Origin of the sequence: Silvimonas soli, assembly GCF_030035605.1 — a bacterium.
GTDB lineage: Bacteria > Pseudomonadota > Gammaproteobacteria > Burkholderiales > Chitinibacteraceae > Silvimonas > Silvimonas soli.
On record NZ_CP106736.1, the window covers coordinates 1782164 to 1802422 of the forward strand.

Here is a 20259-nt window from a genome sequence, read left to right on the forward strand (position 1 = left end):
GAGTCACGACTGTTATTCGTCGCTGCTCTGATTCTGGAAGAAGCTGCAGGCAAAGCCTGCTGTTTAGCGTGGCCGGTCCGGTTTTCACCCTGACCCACCACCGACTCAATTCGTTCGTATCGTATTACTTGGGGTTGATTCGTACTTTCGTACTTCTGTTCGAGCTCGTCACCAACACAACCCGAAACAACGCTCAGGTTATAGGATCAAGCCTCACGGGCAATTAGTATCAGTTAGCTTAACGCATTACTGCGCTTCCACACCTGACCTATCAACGTTGTGGTCTCCAACGACCCTTCAGGGGAATCAAGTTCCCAGGGAAATCTCATCTCGGGGCAAGTTTCGCGCTTAGATGCTTTCAGCGCTTATCTCTTCCGCATTTAGCTACCCGGCGATACCACTGGCGTGATAACCGGTACACCAGAGATGCGTCCACTCCGGTCCTCTCGTACTAGGAGCAGCCCCCCTCAAATTTCCAGCGCCCACTGCAGATAGGGACCAAACTGTCTCACGACGTTTTGAACCCAGCTCACGTACCACTTTAAATGGCGAACAGCCATACCCTTGGGACCGGCTACAGCCCCAGGATGTGATGAGCCGACATCGAGGTGCCAAACTCCGCCGTCGATGTGAACTCTTGGGCGGAATCAGCCTGTTATCCCCGGAGTACCTTTTATCCGTTGAGCGATGGCCCTTCCATTCAGAACCACCGGATCACTATGTCCTGCTTTCGCACCTGCTCGACTTGTCAGTCTCGCAGTCAAGCCACCTTGTGCCATTACACTATCAGTACGATGTCCGACCGTACCTAGGTGACCTTCGAGCTCCTCCGTTACACTTTGGGAGGAGACCGCCCCAGTCAAACTGCCTACCATACACGGTCCCCGATCCGGATAACGGACCAAGGTTAGAACCTCAAAGGGGTCAGGGTGGTATTTCAAGGTTGGCTCCACACGAACTAGCGTCCATGCTTCATAGCCTCCCACCTATCCTACACAAACCACTTCAAAGTCCAATGTAAAGCTACAGTAAAGGTTCACGGGGTCTTTCCGTCTAGCAGCGGGGAGATTGCATCTTCACAAACACTTCAACTTCGCTGAGTCTCAGGAGGAGACAGTGTGGCCATCGTTACGCCATTCGTGCGGGTCGGAACTTACCCGACAAGGAATTTCGCTACCTTAGGACCGTTATAGTTACGGCCGCCGTTTACTGGGGCTTCGATCAAGAGCTTGCACCCCATCACTTAACCTTCCAGCACCGGGCAGGCGTCACACCCTATACGTCGACTTTCGTCTTGGCAGAGTGCTGTGTTTTTGATAAACAGTCGCAGCCACCTTTTCACTGCAACCTCTTCACGCTCCACGAGCAAGTCGCTTCACGCTACAGAGGCACACCTTCTCCCGAAGTTACGGTGTCAATTTGCCGAGTTCCTTCTCCTGAGTTCTCTCAAGCGCCTTGGAATTCTCATCCTGCCCACCAGTGTCGGTTTGCGGTACGGTTCCGTATTGGCTGAAGCTTAGTGGCTTTTCCTGGAAGCATGGGATCAATCACTTCGGTCCGAAGACCTCGTTATCACGCCTCAGTGTTAAAGGGGACCGGATTTGCCTAATCCCCACACCTACACGCTTGAACCGGGACATCCAACACCCGGCTGACCTACCCTTCTCCGTCCCCACATCGCACCAATACAAAGTACAGGAATATTAACCTGTTTCCCATCGACTACGCTTTTCAGCCTCGCCTTAGGGGCCGACTCACCCTGCGCCGATGAACGTTGCGCAGGAAACCTTGGGCTTACGGCGAACGGGCTTTTCACCCGTTTTAACGCTACTCATGTCAGCATTCGCACTTCCGATACCTCCAGCACACTTTACAATGCACCTTCACAGGCCTACGGAACGCTCCCCTACCACGTGCAATAAATTGCACATCCGCGTCTTCGGTTACATGTTTGAGCCCCGTTACATCTTCCGCGCAGGACGACTCGACCAGTGAGCTATTACGCTTTCTTTAAATGATGGCTGCTTCTAAGCCAACATCCTGGCTGTCTGTGCCTTCCCACCTCGTTTTCCACTTAACATGTCATTTGGGACCTTAGACGGCGGTCTGGGTTGTTTCCCTCTTGACAACGGACGTTAGCACCCGCTGTCTGTCTCCCAGGCTGATACTTGACGGTATTCAGAGTTTGCCATGGTTTGGTAAGTCGCGATGACCCCCTAGCCATAACAGTGCTTTACCCCCGTCAGTAATACCTGAGGCACTACCTAAATAGTTTTCGGGGAGAACCAGCTATTTCCAGGTTTGTTTAGCCTTTCACCCCTATCCACAGCTCATCCCCTGATTTTGCAACATCAGTGGGTTCGGACCTCCAGTGCGTGTTACCGCACCTTCATCCTGGCCATGGATAGATCACCTGGTTTCGGGTCTACGCCCAGCAACTGTGCGCCCTGTTCGGACTCGGTTTCCCTGCGCCTCCCCTATGCGGTTAAGCTTGCTACTGAACGTAAGTCGCTGACCCATTATACAAAAGGTACGCAGTCACCCCATTTTCAGAGGCTCCCACTGTTTGTATGCATCCGGTTTCAGGTTCTATTTCACTCCCCTCCCGGGGTTCTTTTCGCCTTTCCCTCACGGTACTGGTTCACTATCGGTCGATCACGAGTATTTAGCCTTGGAGGATGGTCCCCCCGTCTTCGGACAGGATTTCTCGTGTCCCGCCTTACTTGTCGCATGCTCAGTACCACAATTCTCTTTTCGTGTACGGGGCTATCACCCACTGTCGCCGGCCTTTCCATGCCGTTCCACTAAGAGTACTGCTATCACATGCAGGCTCTTCCGGTTTCGCTCGCCACTACTTCCGGAATCTCGGTTGATTTCTTTTCCTGCAGCTACTTAGATGTTTCAGTTCGCTGCGTTCGCTTCTCATGACCTATGTATTCAGTCATGGATGACCCAAAAGGGCCGGGTTTCCCCATTCGGACATCTACGGATCAAAGCTCGTTTGCCAGCTCCCCGTAGCTTTTCGCAGGCTACCGCGTCCTTCATCGCCTGTGATCGCCAAGGCATCCACCAGATGCACTTATTCGCTTGATCCTATAACCTCAGACTTGTCTCAGGTTACAAAATCGTGTTTGCGACGTTACATCGAAACCATATAAAACAGTCTCGATTCACTCGATACAATCAAACCCAATTTATTACTACTAAATTTGAGTCTTGCTTCTTCCAGTTTGTTAAAGATCAGATACGGTGCCTTGCGGCAAGCAGTGATTAAACTGCTCTAATTGAAGCAATTAGAAACAAATATCCTCCCGCACTTTGCAGGACACTTGTTTATAAGTGCTTTTACGATTGCCTCACCGCCAGGTGATGGTGGAGGTTGACGGGATCGAACCGACGACCCCCTGCTTGCAAAGCAGGTGCTCTCCCAGCTGAGCTAAACCCCCAATCGTGTTTGCTTTTTGTCAGAGCACTTCCATCCACCTTCTTCCGTCTTTTGCGCGGCAGTGACCGAGCAAGACAAGGAAGGCACAACCGACGTGTACTGTTTCGTACACGAGGTTTTGCATGACGCCGTATTGCGACGGTCAATGTCGTGCAAATGGTGGGTCAAGCTGGAATCGAACCAGCGACCCCCGCCTTATCAAGACGGTGCTCTAACCAACTGAGCTACTGACCCAGCTCCACAAATTACGGCGTCTTCGCAGACGCCGCTTTCCGTATCTTCAACCTACAGCCGATGAGTGTGAGTACTTGGTCCAGACCATTCTCTTGAAAGGAGGTGATCCAGCCGCAGGTTCCCCTACGGCTACCTTGTTACGACTTCACCCCAGTCATGAATCCTACCGTGGTGACCGGCCCCCCGAAGGTTAGCCTGGCCACTTCTGGTAAAACCCACTCCCATGGTGTGACGGGCGGTGTGTACAAGGCCCGGGAACGTATTCACCGCGACATGCTGATCCGCGATTACTAGCGATTCCGACTTCATGCACTCGAGTTGCAGAGTGCAATCCGGACTACGATCGGTTTTGCAGGATTGGCTCCCCCTCGCGGGTTGGCGACCCTCTGTACCGACCATTGTATGACGTGTGAAGCCCTGGTCATAAGGGCCATGAGGACTTGACGTCATCCCCACCTTCCTCCGGTTTGTCACCGGCAGTCCCATTAAAGTGCCCAACTGAATGCTGGCAACTAATGGCAAGGGTTGCGCTCGTTGCGGGACTTAACCCAACATCTCACGACACGAGCTGACGACAGCCATGCAGCACCTGTGTTCTAGCTCCTTGCGGCACTCCCAAATCTCTTCGGGATTCTAGACATGTCAAGACCAGGTAAGGTTTTTCGCGTTGCATCGAATTAATCCACATCATCCACCGCTTGTGCGGGCCCCCGTCAATTCCTTTGAGTTTTAATCTTGCGACCGTACTCCCCAGGCGGTCTACTTCACGCGTTAGCTGCGTTACCAAGGTCCGAAAACCCCGACAACTAGTAGACATCGTTTAGGGCGTGGACTACCAGGGTATCTAATCCTGTTTGCTCCCCACGCTTTCGTGCATGAGTGTCAGTATCAGCCCAGGGGGTTGCCTTCGCCATCGGTGTTCCTCCACATCTCTACGCATTTCACTGCTACACGTGGAATTCCACCCCCCTCTGCCGTACTCTAGCGAGCCAGTCATCAATGCAGTTCCCAGGTTGAGCCCGGGGATTTCACATCGATCTTAACAAGCCACCTGCGCACGCTTTACGCCCAGTAATTCCGATTAACGCTTGGACCCTACGTATTACCGCGGCTGCTGGCACGTAGTTAGCCGGTCCTTATTCTTCAGGTACTCTCATCCCCGGGACGTATTAAGTCCAAGGATTTGCTCCCTGACAAAAGGGCTTTACAACCCGAAGGCCTTCTTCACCCACGCGGCATTGCTGGATCAGGCTTGCGCCCATTGTCCAAGATTCCCCACTGCTGCCTCCCGTAGGAGTCTGGGCCGTGTCTCAGTCCCAGTGTGGCGGGTCGTCCTCTCAGACCCGCTACGGATCGTTGCCTTGGTGAGCCTTTACCTCACCAACTAGCTAATCCGACATCGGCCGCTCGTATGACAAGAGGTCTTGCGATCCCCCTCTTTCCCCCTCAGGGCGTATGCGGTATTAGCCAACCTTTCGGTTAGTTATCCCCCATCACACGGTACGTTCCGATGCATTACTCACCCGTTCGCCACTAACTTGTGGAGCAAGCCCCACAAGTCCGTTCGACTTGCATGTGTAAAGCATGCCGCCAGCGTTCAATCTGAGCCAGGATCAAACTCTTGAGTTCAATCTCTGTTACTTAAATTTCGCACTCGCTTAAAACTCGAAATTACAAAGTAAAACTTTGCAAATATTCTCATCTAAGTGCGAGTACTTGTTTTGTCCTTCCCAAGCACTCACACTCATCGGCTGTAATTTGTTAAAGATCGTTTGCCACCAGACCCGGAAACCCTGCTAAACTCTTCGTTTTCGCCGTTTCGCTGTTGTGTCTGCAGCGGAGAAACCGAACTATACGGACCAGACCGGACCCCGTCAACACCTTCCTGCAACATTCTTCGCCCCGCCTGCACAAACCCCTGATCCGTAAGAATATTTCTTTCAGCGATCATTGCAGTCCCGTGACAGACCCCTCGCCCTACCCCGCAAAACACGGCCTTATCCCCTGGTTCACCCCTTCCTTCCGCACCATAAAACACCCCAAAACCGCACCAAAGCACCCCAAAACAGCAGCACCAAAGCAAAAGCCGCTCTGGCGAGCGGCTCTTTGTTGCGTGAACCTCACATATATATCTGGGTAGTCCGTATATATAGCGGGTTCTCAAGGTAGTGCGATCAAACCTCCCGGTTGGACCCAGCCACCACCTTGAACTCATACAAGCGGCAATCCAGCGCGCCGTTATAGATTGGTGTGCGTTTGGTGGCGTTCAGGCGAATCAGTTTCGGCAAACGCATATCTGCTGTTAACAAATAAGCGCGCCAGCCAGAGAAACGTTGCTTGAGCGAGTCACCCAGTTGCGGATAAAAGCCGGCAAGTTTTTCCAGTTCATCCAGTCGCACGCCATAAGGTGGATTGGAGATCAGCACGCCTTCGTCCGCCGGTGGTTGCGCCAGCAAGACGTCGCCCACTTGCACCTTGATGTAGTCCTGCACACCAGCCGCTTCGATATTGCGCATTGCGCTATCAATGGCGTGGATATCCCGATCACTACCCACAATCGGGAACGTCAGTTCATGGCGTCGCGCCGCTTCGCTTTCCTGCTTGCACTGTTGCCAGAACGCGCGGTCATAGCTGGATAGTTTCTGGAAGCCAAATTCACGCAGTCGGCCTGGCGCCATATTCAAGGCCATCATCGCGGCTTCGATCAGGAAGGTGCCGCTGCCGCACATAGGATCAAGCAACGGCTCATTGGCGTTCCAGCCTGCCAACGCCAGCAAACCGGCCGCCAGGTTTTCGCGCAGCGGTGCTTCCACGCTTTCCTGGCGATAGCCGCGTTTGAACAGCGGCTCGCCCGACGTATCTATATATAACGTCGCCAGACGATCAGTCAGGAACACGTTGATGCGGATATCCGGGTTATGGGTATCCACACTCGGGCGCTCATCGGTAGCGGCACGGAAGATATCGCAAACCGCATCTTTCATTTTCAGCGCAATGAAATCAATACTGCGCAAGCCACTGCGCTGGGCGGTGACATTCACCTTGATGGTGCGCGACACATCAAACAAGGCTGGCCAATCGGTGCGCGAACCCAACCGGTACAGATCAGCCTCGTTACGATAAGCGCGCTCATCAAGACGCAGCATGATGCGGCTGGCAAAACGTGAATGCAGATTCACTACATACATCAATTCAGCTTTGCCTTCGAAGGCCACTCCGCCCTCACCGGCCAGAACCGCATCCGCACCCAATCGAGTCAGTTCATCCGCCAACAGTTGCTCCAGGCCACGCGGGCAGGGGGCATAGAAGTGTTGAATGGCAGTCCAGTCAAACGCATCCGGGGCCACCGCTGGTGCGGCATGGCGCGCAGTGCCGCCACCCTGCGCAGGTTTACTGAAAGAACGCGCGCTGGCCGGGCGTTCATCGCGCCGTGGTTCTGACTGGCGTTCGTCACGGTTGAAGCCACCACTGCGGTCGCGCTCACCAAACGATTTCGCACCATACGGTTTTGGCGCATTGCGGTCGGCCGGGCGATCTTGTGACGGGGAACGATCACCGTATGCCGGTCGGTCACTTGGCGCACGTTCATCCCGACGTTGCTCCGGTCGACGCTCATCACGATTGAAGCCACCGCTACGATCGCCAAACGACTTGGCGCCGTACGGCTTGGCTGGACGGCCTTCTGCCGAACGATCTTGTTGTGGAGACCGATCACCATACGCAGGTCGATCAGTTGGCGCACGCTCATCCCGGCGTTGCTCTGGTCGACGCTCGTCACGATTGAACCCGCCGCTCCGGTCGCCAAACGATTTGGTGCCATACGGCTTGGCCGGGCGGCCTTCTGCCGAACGATCTTGCGACGGGGAACGGTCACCATATGCTGGTCGATCACCTTGCGTACGTTCATCTCGCCGTGGTTCTGGGCGACGTTCGTCCCGATTGAAACCACCAGTCCGATCCGGAGCAGGCTTGGCACCGTATGACTTCGGCGCCTGGCCGCTGAATGAGCGTTCTTGCGATGCCGGCCGGGCGTGGGGTTTATCGCCGCCACCTTGCTCGCTGCGACGCGTATCCGGGTTCCGCTCATCACGGCTGAACTGACGCGGCGGGCGATCCCCGGCTGGGCGATCATCACGGCGCTGGTCTGGTCGGCGTTCGTCACGATTGAAACCGCCACTGCGATCACCGGCCGGTCTGTCGCCGTACGGTTTGGGTGAGCGCGGACGGCCATCATCACCCGTCGCAGTCACTTTGGCATAAGGCTTGCCGCCACCGCTACGCTCATCACGCTTGGGACCGGAAGGGCGGCGTTCGTCACGACCACCTGCCGCGGCAGTTTTATCGCGAAAAGTCGGGTCTTGCGCATAAGGTTTACTCGCCTGGCCGCCGGAAAATGCCGCAGCACGACCAGCCGGACGCGCCGGGCGCCGGGCATTGCCCCCCGCGGTTTGGGCTTCTGTGGGCGGCAATTTCAGGGTCTTTTTTTCACTCATGTTTTGTATCCAGTTCAAACCACCCGATCAGGGCAGCGAACGGCGCAACGCGGCAGGCAGTTTAGCCCGCACCAGGCGGTACGACGTTTGTATTAGTTCGGCCAGCAATGTGTCTGGCAAAACCGTGGGCGCATCAAGCGCAATCCAGCGATGCCGCGCCAAGTAAGGCGCCGGGCATACACCGGGATAATCAGTCAGTTCCAGAAAGCGTTCGGCTTCTACCTTGAACGCCACTCCGCCGGCCTCGCGCACCATGGCAAACGTCTTGCCGCCGATGGAATAAACCTGGCTGGTTTGCCATTTCACGTCGAAGGTCACGCCAGGCAAAGCCGCGCACAGTGCCTGAAACTGCGCAGTATTCATAGATATTGTTCCTGCCCGGCCTTTTGACTGAGTTGGTCCATGCTTTGGGCCAGCCCCGCCAACGAGGAAGGCAACTTACCTGCCAACAGCGTTTCGAGCTTGCGGCGATCCGCATCGGTTAACGGCAGGCGATGATCACATTGCATCAGTGTAGCCTCATCCATCGGCCAGGGTTGCCATATACCGCCCGTCTGGCTGGCCAAAGCACCAGCCTTGAGTGCCAATTCGATTCCCCATGGATCGCAATCACAGCTGATGCGCACCGGCACTTTTGCCAGCGCCAGCAAATGCCGCACGCTATCCAGCCACCAAGGCGCTACATAACCGGGCAGCCAGATCACCAACTCACCCGCGCCCGCTTGCTGACAGACACTGGCAAAGGCGGAGAGGTTCTCCACAATAGTGATTTGCTGTATGCCGATGATCTGATCGCACGTTGCGACATTGGCAGGCGTCATGGCCACATGCTGCGGCAGGAGCGACAAATCCAGCATTACCCAGCCGTTTGCGACCAGCGTGCAATTGCCACCCAGCGTCAACAGCGGTGCATGCGCCGAAATACCGCAAGCGGCCAGATCAACATGCTCATTGAGCCACTGCCACTCGGCGTCGTGGATGAGCCGGGTCCGCGAGCGAACAAACTGCGCAAACTGACTACGTGTGCCACTGCGGCCCTGAGCCAACCATTGCGCCAGGCCGTCGCACAACTGCCGGCGCGACGGCACGGACTGGCTGGTGCTGCCAGCCAGCGCCAAAGACAGCGCCAGCAAGCGTTCATCTGTTACACCAAACCAACGCAGATTTTCGCGTTTGGCTTTTTCTGCCGCCGGGTCAGCCAGGCCCATCTCTTCACGCAGCGCAGATAAATCACGCCATGTGAGCGATTTTGGTTGCCAGGAACCCGGCGCAATCCGACTGCTGACTTCTTCGATCTCGATCCAGCCGCGCAGTAACAAACCCAGCAGAGCTTCAACGGCCAGATGTTGACGCTTGGGACCAGCCCAATCCAGTAAGACCATCCATTTGGGATGCTCGGACCGCGTTTGTTTGAGCCACTCCAGCAACAAGGCGCGTCGTTCGCGCGGCCAATCAGCCAATGATTGCGGGGCGTTCAAAGCAGCACGCAGTCGGCGCTTCTCTGGCGCGGCATCACGCCCCGGCTCACCAAGGCTTAGTATTTCAATACCGGGCTGCGACTCGTGTGCACGCCAGTCTTGCGTCCCCTCATCCATCGCGCTACGGGCTACTCCGACGTCACCGGCGCGCGCACGCGCCGCCGCGTTTGCGCGATGATCGGCGCCCAGGTTTCACCTGGCTGTTTCTTGCGGGTGGTCAGCGTCAGTTCGCTTGGGCCATAAACATTGGTGTTATGCGTCAGCGGCGTGGTGATCAGGTACTGCGCTTGCGTGGCTTTAAGGAAGCCGCCAACCCGGTCGATATTGAAGATATCCAGGTGGGCAAATGGCTCATCAATAAACACAAAGCCCGATGGATTGGCTTCATCCATCATCAGGCTGATCAGCATGATCAGCGACTTCATCACCTGCTGCCCGCCCGATGCCTCACCATCATTCAGACCCATCATGCCTTTCTGGTCAAAGTTGAAGCGCACGGTGAGACCGGCCTGCGACAGCACCAGATCATCGTTATCCAGATGCGGCAGATCAGTCTCGACCTCAATACCCGACAACTCACCCAGCCGTTTCAGGTTGCGGCCATAGGCGCGAACGGTAGCTTTGAGCTTGTTGATATAGGCACCGCGAGCTTCATCAGTCAGCAGTGCGGTGCGCTGAACTTCATTGCGATGCACCAGCGTATCGTTCGCCAGCGCGTTGTAATCGTCAGTCACTTTGTCGCGGCGGGCGATGATGGTCGGATCAGTTTCCCAATCGATCTGTGCCAGCCGTTCACGTTCGCGCTCAACCATATGCAGCACTTCACGCGAGCTGCCGTATTTGTCTTTCAGCGCGCGCATATGCTCACCCACGCGCACGCGTTCTGGCATCTCGGCCTTGGCCTGACGCAAATCGCGGATACGGCGGCTTTGTTCATCGCGCTGGCGGGCCAGTTGTTCCAGTTCCACCTCAACCAGGCCGTTCAGGCGATCACGGCGATCTTTGAGTTTTTCAAACGCCACGCGACCATCTTCACGCGAGGTACGCGCTTCTTCCCAGCTGGCTTGGGCGGCGGCCATGGCGGCGCCGGCTTCTTGCACCCGACGTTGTTCTTCCGGCCATCGCTCGGCCACGGCAGCAAATTCATCCTGGCGCGCAGCCAGTTGCACCACGGCTTGCATACCCATCAAAGATTGCTGAATGGCGGAAATATCGCGCTCCAGTTCCACCAGCTTGCCTTCGTCCTGCAGCAGTTGGTCGTTCAGATCACGCAAGCGGCGGCTGGCTTCGGTCAGACGCGATTGCCGAGCAGCTTCACCGAAGGCGTAATCGCCCGGTCGCGCTGAGATATCACGCGCGCCACGGCGTTCTTTGTGATAACCCTCGCGAGTAATCCAGTCGCCATCCAGATCTTTACCGTCTGCCACCGATTTGGCGCGTTGGGTGCGATTGAGCAAACCCACCAGCCAGCCCGGCGCATCGGCTTTGAAATCGACCACTTCCAGAATCGAGTTGCGATTGGCCGTGCCGATGCTTTCACGCTCGGGCACAATGAAATGGCGATATTTGAGTTGCTGACCAATCTCGAATGCGCGCTGCCGATCCGCATAGCGGTTCAGCAAAATGATATGGCGATACGGCGCCAGCAAGGCTTCCACCGCGTCTTGCCAGCTGTTGTCGCTCACCTCAACGATTTCGGTCAGCAGTTGATGCGGGATACCGGCTTCATCCAGCGCTGCACGCATGCGGTTCACGAAGTCGGGATGCGGCTGACGACCTTGCTGCAACGAATACTGGGCTTCGGCCAGTTGCTGGCGCTCATCCTTCATCAATTTGATGGACTGCTTGAGCTGGGCCGCTGCTTCACGCCGCTCGCCCAGTCGGTCATTCAGCGCCACACCATCGGCACCATGTTCTGCCTCGGCCAGATTGCGCAGGCGTTCGGCTTCTTTCATGGTTTTTTCGCTATCGCGGGCAGCGTCACGCGCTACCTGGAAAGCGGCGTAGGCTTCGTCGTGTTCTTTGCGGGCCGATTCTTCGCCGGATTGGGCATTCTCCTGGCCGGTGGCGATCTGCCGATATTGGGCATCCAGCGCGTCCAGTTCATCCTGCTTCTGGCGCAACCCTTTACGCGCGCCACGGAACTGGTTGATGTAGCCGCGCAAGCTTTCCCATTGCTCCACATACTTGAGTGCCGGTACGGCTTGTTGTTCCAGCTTTTCGATATCCAGTTGCAGCGAGCGCCATTCCAGATGGTTATTGGCGCGCAGGCGCAGGCGTTCAACATCCAGCCCGACCTGGCTGAGCTGCTGCTCCATCTTGCCCAGTTCGCCCTCAGCTTCTTTCAGCCGCAGCTTGGCTTCGGCGTAATGATCCAGCACCTGCTTGTCGCCAAACACCTGGAACACCAGGTCCAGCAACGCTTTAGGCGAGTATTCGCACAGCTTGTCGGTATCGCCCTGCTCCAGTGCCAGTACTTCGGCAATCGCCGGGGTCAGCCCGGCTTGCTCCAGCCGACGTTTGTATTCACCGACACCCAGCCACTGCACGGCGGATTCGGTATCGGCGTTCATCGGGACATCGCCTTCGGCAATGGCGTACTGGCGTACCCAATCGCCGCCTTGTTTCTTGATGCGGCAAAACAGCGTCACCTCATCTGAGGTAGCCGGAAAAAACAGATACGGAAACAAACCGCCCGCTTGCTTGCGCGGATTGGACACCACGCCACGCAGCCAGGCGTAGTTTTCGCGGTTGTTACGCACATAACGTTTGTAATCACGCCGACCGGAACACTTGAGCGCAAGCAATGTGCGCAAAGCATCCAGCAACGTGGTTTTACCCGAGCCGTTCGGGCCAACGATGGTGACAATCTGGGCATCCAGCGGCACGCGAATGGCACGCCAGAAATCCCAATGAATCATTTCGAGTTCGCGAATCTGGAACATATTCTAATTACGCCTCTTCTTCAGACTCGGACTGCGGCAGGTTATCGGTGGCCAGATCAGCCTCTGGCTCGTCCGCATTATCGTCATCAACCGCGATGCGGGTGCCGGTCAGCTTGAGCACTTCGGCCAGCGCACCTTCAATAATGCGTGGCGCCAGTTTGGCGTAGTCGATCATCAAATCCAGCAACGGGCCTTCGTGGATCATCTTGTTGCGGCGGATCACAAAGCCCAGCTTGGCCAGTTGCCCCAGGTTCATCGAGAACCGCGATTTACCACCGAGCTTTTTGCCAAAGTCAGCGTAGACCGCATCTTCCGGAATGCCCGGCGCAATTTCGTCACCACGAACAATGGGTTTCTCGGTGACGAACATATCGGTCTGAGTGTCGCCAGCCTCGCTCGCCCGGGCAATCTGCCGCTCGCGCTTGGGCAGAATGATCAGCGCCCACACCACCACCAGCAAAGCGATGGCGTCACGCGGCAGACCCATATTATTGGACAGCCAGTTCTCGCCCTCGCCAAACACCCAGTCTTCCATCTCGGGCTCCAGGCCCACCGCGATGTATTCAGCGTAGGGGTTTTCCAGCAACTGCAGGCCGCATTCTTCCAGCCGCCGCTCCAGGCTTTCGCGGAAAACCTCGTCGATCAGCGCGCGCCGCGCCAACGGGTCTTTGCGCGGAATAAAGCGATGCGCCAACAAGCGCGCCAGCAGGATATTGAGGGCTTGATCCATAGTTCTCTAGTTCAATTCAGCCAGTTGTTCTGTCATTTCGTAGCCAGGATGAAACGTAGTGAGAATCCGGGGTGGCAATGCTTGCCGCGGCGGACTCTGCGCAACATTCATATTCCCAAGCCTGCATACTTTCTTGTATTGCTACCCCGGATTCCCGCTTACGCTTCATCCGGGCTACCGGGCCTAACTAAAGCGGCTTGACCCAACCTCGCGTCAGCGTTGCCACCTCGGGGTGATCCACTTCGTCCACGATGTCTTCAGTCACAAACGCCAATGGCAACTTCACCAGATCAGCCACAATGCTTTGTTCCAGCGCAGCTTCCTGGTCGCCCAGCAGGGACAATAACGACAAGCGATACGCGGTTTCAGGGTATGTATCTGCCAACACGGCCTGAGCCAATGTGGTTTCCACATCTATGCCTTGCAGCAGGGCAAACAACTCTTCGGCGTGGATCAAGCGTTCGGCTTCAACAGCGGTCATCGCCGGGGAAATCTCGGATGAAGGCAGATCGCTGGCGACGATTTCATCACGCTCGCGTTCCAGCAGTTCAAACTCGGTCACATCCAGCAAGATATCGGACATGGCAAACGACGGTTCGGGGTGGAAGGTGAGCAGGTCACGACCCAGCGTGGCCAGTTGTTCTTGCGTGCGTTCGCGCAGCCAGTCAGCCACGTTGGTCGAGGTCAAACCCGATTGGCCAAGGTGAACACGCTGCGCGGCCAGTTCTGCCAAGCGACGCTGGAAGACGCCGGTCATGCGCAGCATACGGCCTTGCGCCAGAGCAATCGCCTGCGCCACTTGCTGCACCTGGCGATCACCCGATTCATCTTCCAGCACGGAGCGGACCACGTCTGTGCCCTTCTCCACCCACTTCCATACGCTTTCGAGCTTGGCCCGGGCATTGCGAATCTGGTATTCCGATTGGGATTCGAGCGCTTCTTCAAAATTGCGGTGCAGTTCGTTCAGCCGCGCATGCAAATGCTGCAGGGCTTCAGGCGAGACATTACCCAGCGCCTGGCCAGCGGCGACTTGAGCGGTGAGATAACCGAGTTCGGCATCGCTATCGGCAAACTGGGTGAGCGTGGCGATGGCGGCCAAGGCAATGCGGGCCGATTCACTGAGCGAATACAGGCTCTCGTCGCTATCCCACACCAGCAAGCCGTTTTCACGCAGGCGCTTGAGCACCGTGTCGCGCTTGACCGGGTTGATATACGAGAAATGCGTTTCGAGTTCTTGCGGGCTCCAGCGCGGCGCGTCGGCGCGCGAGCCGATCACTCGCAAAATCAGCAGGCGCACCATCACTTCATCTTCACCACCACGAAACAGCGTGATGAGCGCGTTGAGATATTCGCGGGCGCGCAACAGGCTAGCCAGTGGCCCTAAATCAGCCGGGTCAAATCCGGGCTGGAAAAACTCGGCGAGCGGTGATTCCGTATTGATCATGCGGGGCAGCGGGCCGTTTTCAAAGATGGAGCATTTTACGCGGGAAGCCGCATGCGATGGGTGGTTATGCGACCGATTGACGTGTTGCCAACGCCTGGTCGATGAGCGCGGTCACTTTGCCGTCGGCCGTAAACTTGCGCGCAAACAGCGTCGGACCCGACACCAGCTCGGCGACATCTTCAGTTTCAAAGGTAGCGGGTGACCAGGCATCCGCTTGCCAACGGATGGCGTGATGGTTGTGTTTGACCAGATGCGGCGCCACACAAGTGGCCATCAACACGGTTTGCACAAACATTTCATCGGGTACGCTGGTGGTCTGAAAGAACCGGATAACTGACGGATTACGGTCCACAAAATCGGTCAGCACTTTGCAGGCATCAGCTGACAAACACCACCATTGAGAACCGGCCCATACTTGGGCGAGCGGCGTGGGGAGACGGCGATGCAAACCCAGGCGTCTTGCGCCACGCTGCAACTTTTGGAGGGCTTTGCCCAGCGGCTTGCCATTAAGACTTTCGGGATGAAATGCTTGCCAGCGATGGCGCACGTCGAACTGCGCTTGCGAGCGCACGTCCAGATAACCCAAGGCGTCCGACGCACCTAGCCGGGCAGCGATCTGCGCATGAGTTTTGACGGGGTAGTCGGCGCCAGACAGCAGTATCGCCCAATCAAAGCCTACGGCCTGCGCCGCAGCAAGCAAATCCAGCGTTGCGGCGACCAGCGAAAAACCACCCCAGCCACACGCTCGCCGTGCGATGAATTGCACCTCCGCGTTGGCGGGCATCGCGGCTTGCATTGCCGCGAAGGTGGCATCGCTGGTTTTGGCATCGATATGCAGATAACACCGCACACCGGGCCCCTGCAGACGCGCAACCAACCGACCCAACTGGGCCGGATGGTCGTGCGCGAGGATCAGGTAAGCAATCTGCAGCGGTGCCTGTTGTTGCTCAACCAACCCGCTCAGGCCTCGTCGCCATCAACATGCTGCAAAGCTGCAGCGCATTCTTCTGGCGTCAGCCCTTCGCAAACATTGGGTGCCGGAGCCGGTGCAGCTTCAGTGGCGTGAGCCATTTGTTCTTTCTTGAGCGCGCGGGCGGCGTCCAGATAATCCATGATCGCCCAGGTCAGGCCACGGCAACCTTCGCCAGTCAGACCGGAGATGGTAAACAGACGGCGCTGTTGCGGATCAAACGGCTTGTACGGATCAGGCTCGCCACCATCCCAGCCATAGGCTTCGAGGAAGTCTTTCACGCGTTGATCGCGCTCTTCTTCCGGGATCATGTCCAGCTTGTTCAGCACCAGCCAGCGCGGCTTGTCATGCAGTTCTTCATCGTACTTGCGCAGTTCTTCAACGATGGCCTTGGCTTCAGCAACCGGATCGGTGCCTTCATCAAACGGCGCCAGATCAACAATGTGCAGCAACACACCAGTGCGGGTCAGATGCTTGAGGAAGCGATGGCCCAGACCAGCGCCTTCTGCCGCGCCTTCAATCAAACCGGGGATATCGGCAACCACAAAGCTGCGGTTGTCATCGATACGTACTACGCCCAGATTCGGGTGCAGCGTGGTAAACGGATAATCGGCCACTTTGGGCTTGGCGGCAGAAACGGCGCGAATGAACGTGGATTTACCGGCATTAGGCATGCCCAGCAGGCCAACGTCAGCCAGCACTTTCAGTTCCAGTTTCAGTTCACGGGTTTCGCCTGGCTCGCCGGATGTGGTCTGGCGTGGCGCACGGTTCACGGATGACTTGAAGTGGATGTTGCCCCAACCGCCCTTGCCGCCCTTGGCAATGCAGATGCGCTGACCGTCGTGGGTCAAATCGGCAATGATTTCATCGGTTTCGGCATCGGTAATCACCGTGCCCACCGGCATGCGCAGTTCGATATCGTCGCCCGCCGCACCGTAGCAATCGGCACCGCGACCGGACTCACCATCCTGCGCTTTGTATTTTTTGACGAAGCGATAATCGACCAAGGTGTTGATATCTTCATCCGCCACGGCCCACAAGCTGCCGCCACGTCCGCCATCGCCGCCATCCGGGCCACCACGTGGGATGAATTTTTCGCGGCGCATACTGGCCGACCCTTTACCGCCCTTACCGGCGATGACTTCAATTCTGGCTTCGTCAATGAATTTCATGATGAACTCTGAGTGTGAGGCATGAGGGGCGCGGTGCGAGGAGTAAACACCTGGCTGATCGCATCATGCGCGAACAGCCCCCGGAAAAACCGGACCTGGCGCCTTCGTCTGGTGCCACCGGTCCTCGACATTATACAAAGTGACGGGCAATAAGTTTCAAAGTGGTTCTCACTTGACGCCTTATCAAGACCCCACCCCTTACAAACAAAAAGCCCTATCACAGGGATAGGGCTTTTTCAGGAAATGACCCCGTAGCGATTAAGCTACTTCGATCACTTCGCCTTCGTACGGCTGAATGGTCACAGTGCGACGTTGTTGCGCGCCCTTGATCACAAATTTCACGTAACCGTCGACCAGCGCGAACAAGGTGTGATCCTTGCCCATACCAACGTTGTCACCAGGATGGAACTCGGTGCCACGTTGACGCACGATAATCGAACCGGCGTTGATCAGTTCGCCACCGTAGGCTTTTACGCCCAGACGTTTGGCGTGCGAATCGCGGCCGTTACGGGAACTACCGCCAGCTTTTTTGTGTGCCATGGTTGTTAGCTCCTGTCTGAATTACGCGTCGATAGAATCGATGCGAATTTCGGTGTAGTTCTGGCGATGGCCTTGATGTTTCTGGTAGTGCTTACGACGGCGCATCTTGAAGATGCTGACCTTCGCGCCACGACCATGAGACACGACCGTTGCCTTGATGGCAGCGCCGGCGACCACAGGGGTCCCGATCGTCACTGCATCACCGTTTGCCACCATCAATACTTCATTCAGTACGATCTGGCTGTCGATGTCTGCAGCAATCTGTTCTACTTTAAGTTTTTCGCCGACGACAACTTTGTACTGCTTGCCACCGGTTTTTACGACTGCATACATTTAACAAGCTCCAAAGAGTTTGCACCCAAAAAACTGCACTACTTGCGCAATACAGCCCTCCGCCCTTGCGGAAGAATCGGCGACTATACGCTGGACTCCTTTACCCGTCAAACACTTATCGCATTTTCCGGCTACCGTTCAGGGGGTCGGCAAGGCCTCGCCAAAAACTGAAATCAAAACAAAAAATCGCCGCCCGCCTTGTTGCAACACAATCGTGGTCGAAGCATGTACCTGAACCATGCTAAGATTTCGCGTTTACTTAATACCCAGTTCAAGCGAGGCGCTCGTGGCAATGGAGTTGGTCAAATCGGTCGTCGACCAGGATATGACGGCGGTTGACGCCTTGATTCGCAAACAGCTCTATTCAGATGTCGTGCTGGTGCGCCAGGTCGGTGAATACATTGTTTCTTCCGGCGGCAAGCGCCTGCGGCCCATCCTGGTGCTGCTCACCGCCAAAGCACTGGGCTATCAAGGCGAACATCACCACACTCTCGCTGCGGTAATCGAGTTCATCCACACCGCCACTTTGCTGCACGACGATGTGGTCGATGAATCATCGTTGCGCCGTGGCCGCGAAACCGCCAACGCCCTGTTCGGCAATGCCGCCAGCGTCCTGGTAGGCGATTTCGTTTATACCCGCTCGTTCCAGATGATGGTTTCCGTTGGCTCCATGCGCGTCATGGAAGTGCTGGCTGAAGCCACCAACATCATTGCCGAAGGCGAAGTGCTGCAATTGATGAATATCGGTAACGTCGATATCGATGAAGCCGGCTATTTGCAAGTTATTCAATACAAAACCGCCAAGTTGTTTGAAGCCGCATCCCGCCTTGGTGCGATCCTGGCTGGCGTCGATGCCGATACCGAAGCCGCCTTTGCCCGTTACGGCATGCACCTGGGTACTGCGTTCCAGATTATCGACGACGTACTGGATTACTCCGGCCACACCGAAGAGATCGGCAAGAACCTGGGTGACGATCTGGCTGAAGGCAAACCAACACTGCCATTGATCTATGTCATGCGTAACGGTGATGAGGAACATGCCACCGCCGTACGCGAAGCACTGACCCATGCCAGCCGTGACCGTTTTGATGATGTCAGCCGCGCAATTCACGCCACCGGCGCACTCGAATACGCCCGCAAAATTGCCACCGAAGAAGCCGCCCGCGCCAAGGCCCAATTGACTGGAATACCAGATAGTCCAGCCCGCCAGGCCTTGCTGGCGCTGGCAGATCTGGCTATCTCCCGAAACAGTTGACAGCCCCCAAGTCGGCGGAGATAATCCCGTTTCTTCGCAGCTTACAAGCCTGCGCAGACACCCAAGTCGGGGTGTAGCTCAGCCCGGTGGAGCGCTACGTTCGGGACGTAGAGGCCGGAGGTTCGAATCCTCTCACCCCGACCAGATTTGCCTTGTTGATCAAGGACCGCACAAAGCCCCACTTGCTGGGGCTTTGTCGTTTTCGGCCATTTCGTGACGAATTAGTGGCTGGCCGCAGACCTTTCGCATCACCGCCGCGAAACCCCGATTAAAACGGCTTTCCAGATTCGCCCCCAACAACAGAAAGGGGCACGCGGTGGCAGCCATCAGTTTTCACTCGACAATCGTTACCCCAATGTTCCGAGCTGCCGGACAAAGCGCCGTGCACATGCCAGCCGAACGCCGTCGGCGCGACGCCACGATCATGCAGTACTTCAAAGCCCATGCGCCCTGCCGCAATCCGCTTGCCATAGCAGGTGAGCGCCTCGCGCGACTGCATTACAAGACGATAGCGGGCAAGGTCTGGGCATAGAGGGCTTCGGCTTCCTGTTTGAATTCATCAGCAAAGGCCCGCTGTATGGCGACTTGCCCGGAGAAAGTAACCGGCGCGCAGGCTGTCGATGAGTTCGTGGCCCCCCCTGCCGATGCCGCATCAATCACAAGGATGGCCACGTGGTCTTAGCCAGGCGGGCCCTTTAGACCGGCCTGGCCAGGTTTGTTCCCCTGCAAAACCACCTGGTTTTTATGGTAGTTGTTCGCAGCAAGTATTTTCCTCGCGGTGTCAGAATTCGCCGAGTCTCATTTCGAGACAAGGAGATAGCCATGAAGAAACCTGTTTTTATTCTTGCAGCTGCCGCTGTGCTTTCCCTGCCAATGGCTTTTGCGGCAGAAACCATCGTGGTTCAGCAACCCGCACCGGTTTATGCACCGGCACCCGCTCCCGTTTTTCCGGCTGGCGGAGTAGTGATGGGCATGGCCGTTGGCGCTGCCATCGCCAATAACAATAATGATGAAATCAACGTAAACGTCAATCGCTCGACCAATATCCAGCGCGACCAGATACAACATTACGACCGCAACAACACGGTCAACGCCAATCGAGATGCACCACGGACAAGACGGCAAGGCCGTAACCGTTAATGGCTCCGTTGCAGGCTCAATCCATTAACAGCGCGCCATAGCCTCCACCTGCTGCAATGGCACTTCTCGCATTGCGTTGC

The 20259-nt window shown here is 56.4% G+C and carries 12 protein-coding genes, 3 tRNA genes and 2 rRNA genes; 3 read left to right on the plus strand and 14 right to left on the minus strand.

What is annotated here, in order from left to right:
* Window positions 1-202: 202 nt before the first annotated feature.
* The 14 genes from N7220_RS08220 to rplU all read right to left on the minus strand — a co-directional run bounded on the left by N7220_RS08220 (window position 203) and on the right by rplU (window position 17784).
* Window positions 203-3093 (minus strand): 23S ribosomal RNA (locus N7220_RS08220).
* Window positions 3094-3370: 277 nt separating this feature from the next.
* A tRNA-Ala gene (locus N7220_RS08225) sits at window positions 3371-3446 on the minus strand.
* Between the two features lie 156 nt (window positions 3447-3602).
* Window positions 3603-3679, minus strand: a tRNA-Ile gene (locus N7220_RS08230).
* A 95-nt stretch (window positions 3680-3774) separates the two neighbouring features.
* Window positions 3775-5308 (minus strand): 16S ribosomal RNA (locus N7220_RS08235).
* Together the 16S and 23S rRNA genes with 2 tRNA genes alongside form the textbook arrangement of a ribosomal RNA operon.
* Window positions 5309-5853: 545 nt before the next feature.
* Window positions 5854-8172, minus strand: a complete 2319-nt coding sequence (locus N7220_RS20725) for a THUMP domain-containing protein (RefSeq protein WP_308446572.1) — start codon at window positions 8170-8172, stop codon at window positions 5854-5856.
* A gap of 27 nt (window positions 8173-8199) precedes the next feature.
* Window positions 8200-8535 (minus strand): MmcQ/YjbR family DNA-binding protein, encoded by a 336-nt coding sequence (locus N7220_RS08245; protein ID WP_283150971.1) that lies wholly within the window; start codon window positions 8533-8535, stop codon window positions 8200-8202.
* A complete protein-coding gene (locus N7220_RS08250) occupies window positions 8532-9767 on the minus strand; it encodes a toprim domain-containing protein (RefSeq protein WP_283150972.1) in 1236 nt (411 codons plus the stop codon). Before N7220_RS08250 ends, N7220_RS08245 begins: the two co-directional genes overlap by 4 nt.
* Before the next feature lie 11 nt (window positions 9768-9778).
* Window positions 9779-12595 (minus strand): AAA family ATPase, encoded by a 2817-nt coding sequence (locus N7220_RS08255; RefSeq protein ID WP_283150973.1) that lies wholly within the window; start codon window positions 12593-12595, stop codon window positions 9779-9781.
* A gap of 7 nt (window positions 12596-12602) precedes the next feature.
* A complete protein-coding gene (locus N7220_RS08260; RefSeq protein ID WP_283150974.1) occupies window positions 12603-13325 on the minus strand; it encodes a hypothetical protein in 723 nt (240 codons plus the stop codon).
* Between the two features lie 187 nt (window positions 13326-13512).
* Entirely contained in the window at window positions 13513-14769 is a 1257-nt protein-coding gene (locus tag N7220_RS08265; RefSeq protein WP_283150975.1) for a hypothetical protein, read from the minus strand.
* Between the two features lie 64 nt (window positions 14770-14833).
* Window positions 14834-15724, minus strand: coding sequence for a beta-1,6-N-acetylglucosaminyltransferase (locus tag N7220_RS08270; RefSeq protein WP_283150976.1), 891 nt, complete (start codon window positions 15722-15724; stop codon window positions 14834-14836).
* A 5-nt stretch (window positions 15725-15729) separates the two neighbouring features.
* Window positions 15730-16911 (minus strand): GTPase ObgE, encoded by a 1182-nt coding sequence (obgE, locus tag N7220_RS08275; RefSeq protein WP_283150977.1) that lies wholly within the window; start codon window positions 16909-16911, stop codon window positions 15730-15732.
* 258 nt (window positions 16912-17169) lie between these two features.
* The gene (rpmA, locus tag N7220_RS08280; RefSeq protein WP_283150978.1) at window positions 17170-17451 is read right to left on the minus strand and encodes a 50S ribosomal protein L27; all 282 of its coding nucleotides are present in this window, start codon (window positions 17449-17451) and stop codon (window positions 17170-17172) included.
* Between the two features lie 21 nt (window positions 17452-17472).
* Window positions 17473-17784, minus strand: a complete 312-nt coding sequence (gene rplU, locus N7220_RS08285) for a 50S ribosomal protein L21 (protein ID WP_283150979.1) — start codon at window positions 17782-17784, stop codon at window positions 17473-17475.
* Between the two features lie 292 nt (window positions 17785-18076).
* On the opposite strand from rplU, the gene ispB reads away from it, so the two are divergent.
* The 3 genes from ispB (at window position 18077) to N7220_RS08300 (ending at window position 20179) form a co-directional block, all read left to right on the plus strand.
* Entirely contained in the window at window positions 18077-19039 is a 963-nt protein-coding gene (gene ispB / locus N7220_RS08290) for an octaprenyl diphosphate synthase (RefSeq protein WP_283150980.1), read from the plus strand.
* Between the two features lie 67 nt (window positions 19040-19106).
* A tRNA-Pro gene (locus N7220_RS08295) sits at window positions 19107-19183 on the plus strand.
* Window positions 19184-19861: 678 nt separating this feature from the next.
* Window positions 19862-20179 carry a hypothetical protein gene (locus tag N7220_RS08300; RefSeq protein ID WP_283150981.1) on the plus strand — a complete coding sequence of 106 codons (318 nt, stop codon included), beginning with the start codon at window positions 19862-19864 and terminating at the stop codon, window positions 20177-20179.
* The last annotated feature ends 80 nt before the right edge of the window (window positions 20180-20259 follow it).

What these genes read in the sequence shown, in the direction of transcription:
- N7220_RS20725 (WP_308446572.1), bottom strand. Translation starts at nt 8,172, where the DNA reads ATGAGTGAAAAAAAGACCCTGAAATTGCCGCCCACAGAAGCCCAAACC.
- N7220_RS08245 (WP_283150971.1), bottom strand. Translation starts at nt 8,535, where the DNA reads ATGAATACTGCGCAGTTTCAGGCACTGTGCGCGGCTTTGCCTGGCGTG.
- N7220_RS08250 (WP_283150972.1), bottom strand. Translation starts at nt 9,767, where the DNA reads ATGGATGAGGGGACGCAAGACTGGCGTGCACACGAGTCGCAGCCCGGT.
- N7220_RS08255 (WP_283150973.1), bottom strand. Translation starts at nt 12,595, where the DNA reads ATGTTCCAGATTCGCGAACTCGAAATGATTCATTGGGATTTCTGGCGT.
- N7220_RS08260 (WP_283150974.1), bottom strand. Translation starts at nt 13,325, where the DNA reads ATGGATCAAGCCCTCAATATCCTGCTGGCGCGCTTGTTGGCGCATCGC.
- N7220_RS08265 (WP_283150975.1), bottom strand. Translation starts at nt 14,769, where the DNA reads ATGATCAATACGGAATCACCGCTCGCCGAGTTTTTCCAGCCCGGATTT.
- obgE (WP_283150977.1), bottom strand. Translation starts at nt 16,911, where the DNA reads ATGAAATTCATTGACGAAGCCAGAATTGAAGTCATCGCCGGTAAGGGC.
- rpmA (WP_283150978.1), bottom strand. Translation starts at nt 17,451, where the DNA reads ATGGCACACAAAAAAGCTGGCGGTAGTTCCCGTAACGGCCGCGATTCG.
- rplU (WP_283150979.1), bottom strand. Translation starts at nt 17,784, where the DNA reads ATGTATGCAGTCGTAAAAACCGGTGGCAAGCAGTACAAAGTTGTCGTC.
- ispB (WP_283150980.1), top strand. Translation starts at nt 18,077, where the DNA reads ATGGAGTTGGTCAAATCGGTCGTCGACCAGGATATGACGGCGGTTGAC.
- N7220_RS08300 (WP_283150981.1), top strand. Translation starts at nt 19,862, where the DNA reads ATGAAGAAACCTGTTTTTATTCTTGCAGCTGCCGCTGTGCTTTCCCTG.